Source organism: Wolbachia endosymbiont of Pentalonia nigronervosa (assembly GCF_014534705.1).
GTDB lineage: Bacteria > Pseudomonadota > Alphaproteobacteria > Rickettsiales > Anaplasmataceae > Wolbachia.
Genome location: NZ_JACVWV010000100.1, coordinates 1 through 3,176, shown reverse-complemented (window position 1 = coordinate 3,176; position 3,176 = coordinate 1). Strand labels below are relative to the sequence as shown.

Genomic DNA, 3,176 nt, shown 5'->3' with positions numbered 1-3,176 from the left:
CACGGCAATATTTCATCTTTAAGATTAAACTTAAATCCTCTTATGCTTCTTGGATCTACTCTATAGTCTATCGCTTCAACTAATGCTTTTTCTTGTTTTGTCGCATTTGGTGGTAATAAACTTTTCATTTGATTTTTCTTTTCTATTACTTTAATTTCTTTTTATTTAGGCAATACATGAGCAAAAAACAAATCATTGATGAACTTATTAAAAATAAGGATATTCTCGGTATTAAAAATTCTGCACAAGCTTCCTTGATTTTTGACTTCATTATTAATACTTTAAAGAATAAGTTATATCATCTAGGGGAAGGGGAGTATTTTCGCCTCCATAACATTGGTCGTTTCTACCCAGTAAATCTTAAATCACGTATTGCACGGAATCCTCTCACTGGTCAGACTTTCACCATTCCTTCAAATAAAAAAATACGCTTCAAATCTTATCTTTCCTCTAATTCAACATAACCAAGAAAAGCACATTCATTTCCTTTAATAACAACGTCTTCTTGAGGCTCTATCAACTCTATATTTTCTACCCCTTCTACAAACAAATTTGCTATAATCCATGATTTTGTAACACTCCAACCAAGTCTTTTGCTTGCTTCAAACTTTTCTATAAATTGCTTCTTTGCCACTTTAATTATATCTTCTGATACTGCTGTGATCTTACTGTGGATATCTATTTCAACAATATTGCAATTTACCACTTCTATAGTATCGGTTAATATCCTTACATCGTCCTTGTTTAGCTGATTTCTGACAATTTCTAGTAGTGCTTCTGATGGTGTGGATAATTCTGTTGATAAAATTGAAATTTGCACCTTTCCTGGTACCAGTGATTCCACTAAAGCATCCTTAACTCTTGTATCTGCTGACAGTGCATGGTACTTATAATGTTCCTTACTTCCACCTGTTTTTATTTTTGCTTTTATTCTTTTTCTAAAACTTTCATCATTTTCTTCATCTTTTCTTTCTACTCCATAAAACTCAGCTAAGTGATCGAGATCTGTTCCTTCTGCAAACTTCAGTAAATTTGCTTTTGCTGCTTCATTTATTCTCTGTCTCAGTAACAATTCTCTCCATGCTGCTACTTCAATAATTTTCATTGCTGGATCGCTTTCGACTAAAGCAGTAAAATTTTCATCACGGTGGATTAGTTCCTCCTTCATCCGTGAAAAGATTTCTTCGAAACTTAATTTCTCAATAATGTTTGGTAGCTGCATTTATCTCAACCTCACTAATATTTATAGATTTACCCTCTAATATGCCTGCAAGTGAAATTATAACCTTTCCTTCTTTTACTTCTTTAATTTTCACTTTTTCCACTCTGAATCTCTTCTCCCACCTGCCTAGCGCTTCTGCTACTGCCGCATAAATTTCTAATGTAAAATCACGGTTTACTGGCCTATCAACTAACTCAAATAATCTTGAGCCATAATCCCTTCTCATTATTCTGCTGCCTATCGGTGTGGTCAGTATATCAGCTATCGATTGTTTTAGATGCTCTAACCCTTCTAACTTTTTTCCTGTTGTATTATTCATTCCTTGCATTTTTAACCACAAAAAACATTTGGACTTCCACTTACTACCTTGGAACTACAGGATACTAAATCTCCAACTCTTCCAATTCCGTAACCATTTGCAAACACTACTTTTGACCCTTCAGTTAATATTTTTCCTTCACTAAACCCGTCTCCTTGTCTGCAAATCGGCTTATCATTCACAAAAACATTGAGGCTTCCAGTAATGCAAAAATGTGGCCTTTCTTCCATGCAATGATCTCCTTTTCTGACAACTCTTAGCATTAATTTAGCTCTATCCTACTTGCTTTCAGTTTTATTTTATCCTTTGTCATTTCTATACTTGATTCCCCAACTTTCAATGTTAGTTTATTTATTACATTAACTTCTAAATGACCATTTTCTTTATTGTATAATACCTTTGTTCCATCCACAAATTTAAAACTATTTACCTCTTTTTTGCTTTCTGGTGCAGTATATTTCTGTTGATAGATTCCAGCTAATACTACTCCCAGTGATAATTCTCCAAGTGGTGAAAATATTACTACCTGCTCGTCAATACTCGGTGGTACCCAAACTCTTTCTTCCCCAGCTCTACTTGCTATCCATGGCAAAAAATCTGTCAAAGACTCTCCTATTTTCACTTTTACCTTTGCTTTTTCGTAATCTATTTCTTTCACTACACCAATACGGATAACATTGGCTAATTTCCTTTGCAGCTCTGCAATAGCAAAATTACTTTCCAGCATTTACTTCCCCAATGTCTATTTTGTGAGATTGAATTTTTTCCTCTAACCAGACTGATTTTCCGACATGCACTTCATGCGCCCATTCAACCAACCAGACAATATATGCATCTAATTCTGGCCGAAATCCATCAACTTCCGCTGATACAAACTCAGCCGGAGATACACTCATTCCCCATGTATTTCTGTTTATTACCCTTGCAACCTCAGCAGCTAGAGATCTCACAATTATAGGCGCATTTTCTACTGTAGAATCAATTACTATCCTTGCTTCAAATCTTGCTCTTAAAGCTAATTCTTCAGTTCCAGGATCACGTCCTTTTTCAAAGCTACTAAGTTCCACAAATACTGCTGGCGCTACTAATTCTTTCCTTATTGTTGGATATACTTCACAGGTTTGTATCGCTGGTATTTCCCTCTTCAGCGTAGTACAAATTGCGTTATGTAAATCTTTCCAATTCATATTTTTGCAATGTAGCTCAACTCACGTTCAAAAAACTTTCCAAATACCTTTTCAACTTCATAACTTACAAGATCCTTTATTATTTTTGACGCTTCTGGTTCCAATGGTAATTTAACTTCCTGTATTGGCAGTGCTGTCTTTCCTTCACGTTTAAAAGCTCCTTTATAACCTCTTGGCATAACTGCTATAAATCCTCCTATAAACTCATGTTTTCCTGCTTTTGCACCCATCCTTGTCTGTTTCATTTTTCCTAGAGATGACGCTCTTATGTTATATAAATTTGCTCTTATTAATACATCCAATCTGCTTGTTTTTGCTTTGAAAATCCTCAATCTCTTTCTTATCAGATTTAACTTTATTTGCTTTTCCTTACTGATTTCCTTAGCAGCTTGTGCCTTTACCCAAAGTGCTGTTTTATTCAGTGCCCTTGTGGTTGCAAGTCTTACTT

General features: G+C 34.9%; 7 protein-coding genes and 1 pseudogene. 1 reads left to right on the top strand and 7 read right to left on the bottom strand.

What is annotated here, in order from left to right; genetic code table 11:
- A pseudogene (locus IC220_RS06655) lies at positions 1-128 on the bottom strand (phage tail protein); the annotation flags it as partial.
- Positions 129-176: 48 nt separating this feature from the next.
- On the opposite strand from IC220_RS06655, the gene IC220_RS06650 reads away from it, so the two are divergent.
- On the top strand, positions 177-464 hold the full coding sequence (locus IC220_RS06650) for an HU family DNA-binding protein (protein WP_188153684.1): 288 nt from the start codon (positions 177-179) through the stop codon (positions 462-464).
- Here IC220_RS06650 and IC220_RS06645 read toward each other — a convergent pair.
- From IC220_RS06645 to IC220_RS06620, 6 genes are all read right to left on the bottom strand, one after another.
- Positions 440-1,222 (bottom strand): baseplate assembly protein, encoded by a 783-nt coding sequence (locus IC220_RS06645; RefSeq protein WP_188153683.1) that lies wholly within the window; start codon positions 1,220-1,222, stop codon positions 440-442. The two genes, IC220_RS06650 and IC220_RS06645, sit on opposite strands and share 25 nt — an antisense overlap.
- Positions 1,200-1,550: a GPW/gp25 family protein gene (locus tag IC220_RS06640; protein ID WP_188153682.1), complete on the bottom strand. Its 351-nt coding sequence runs from the start codon at positions 1,548-1,550 to the stop codon at positions 1,200-1,202. Before IC220_RS06640 ends, IC220_RS06645 begins: the two co-directional genes overlap by 23 nt.
- 2 nt (positions 1,551-1,552) lie before the next feature.
- Positions 1,553-1,771 (bottom strand): PAAR domain-containing protein, encoded by a 219-nt coding sequence (locus IC220_RS06635; protein WP_223158803.1) that lies wholly within the window; start codon positions 1,769-1,771, stop codon positions 1,553-1,555.
- 32 nt (positions 1,772-1,803) lie between these two features.
- Entirely contained in the window at positions 1,804-2,268 is a 465-nt protein-coding gene (locus IC220_RS06630) for a phage baseplate assembly protein V (RefSeq protein ID WP_188153680.1), read from the bottom strand.
- Complete coding sequence (locus IC220_RS06625; protein ID WP_188153679.1) at positions 2,255-2,728, bottom strand: hypothetical protein; 474 nt, start codon at positions 2,726-2,728, stop codon at positions 2,255-2,257. Before IC220_RS06625 ends, IC220_RS06630 begins: the two co-directional genes overlap by 14 nt.
- The coding region (locus tag IC220_RS06620; protein ID WP_188153678.1) for a phage tail protein at positions 2,725-3,176 on the bottom strand (452 nt) is incomplete at its 5' end. The genes IC220_RS06620 and IC220_RS06625, both read right to left, overlap by 4 nt.

Coding starts and splice junctions, on each gene's coding strand:
- IC220_RS06650 (WP_188153684.1), top strand. CDS start 177: ATGAGCAAAAAACAAATCATTGATGAACTTATTAAAAATAAGGATATT.
- IC220_RS06645 (WP_188153683.1), bottom strand. CDS start 1,222: ATGCAGCTACCAAACATTATTGAGAAATTAAGTTTCGAAGAAATCTTT.
- IC220_RS06640 (WP_188153682.1), bottom strand. CDS start 1,550: ATGCAAGGAATGAATAATACAACAGGAAAAAAGTTAGAAGGGTTAGAG.
- IC220_RS06635 (WP_223158803.1), bottom strand. CDS start 1,771: ATGGAAGAAAGGCCACATTTTTGCATTACTGGAAGCCTCAATGTTTTT.
- IC220_RS06630 (WP_188153680.1), bottom strand. CDS start 2,268: ATGCTGGAAAGTAATTTTGCTATTGCAGAGCTGCAAAGGAAATTAGCC.
- IC220_RS06625 (WP_188153679.1), bottom strand. CDS start 2,728: ATGAATTGGAAAGATTTACATAACGCAATTTGTACTACGCTGAAGAGG.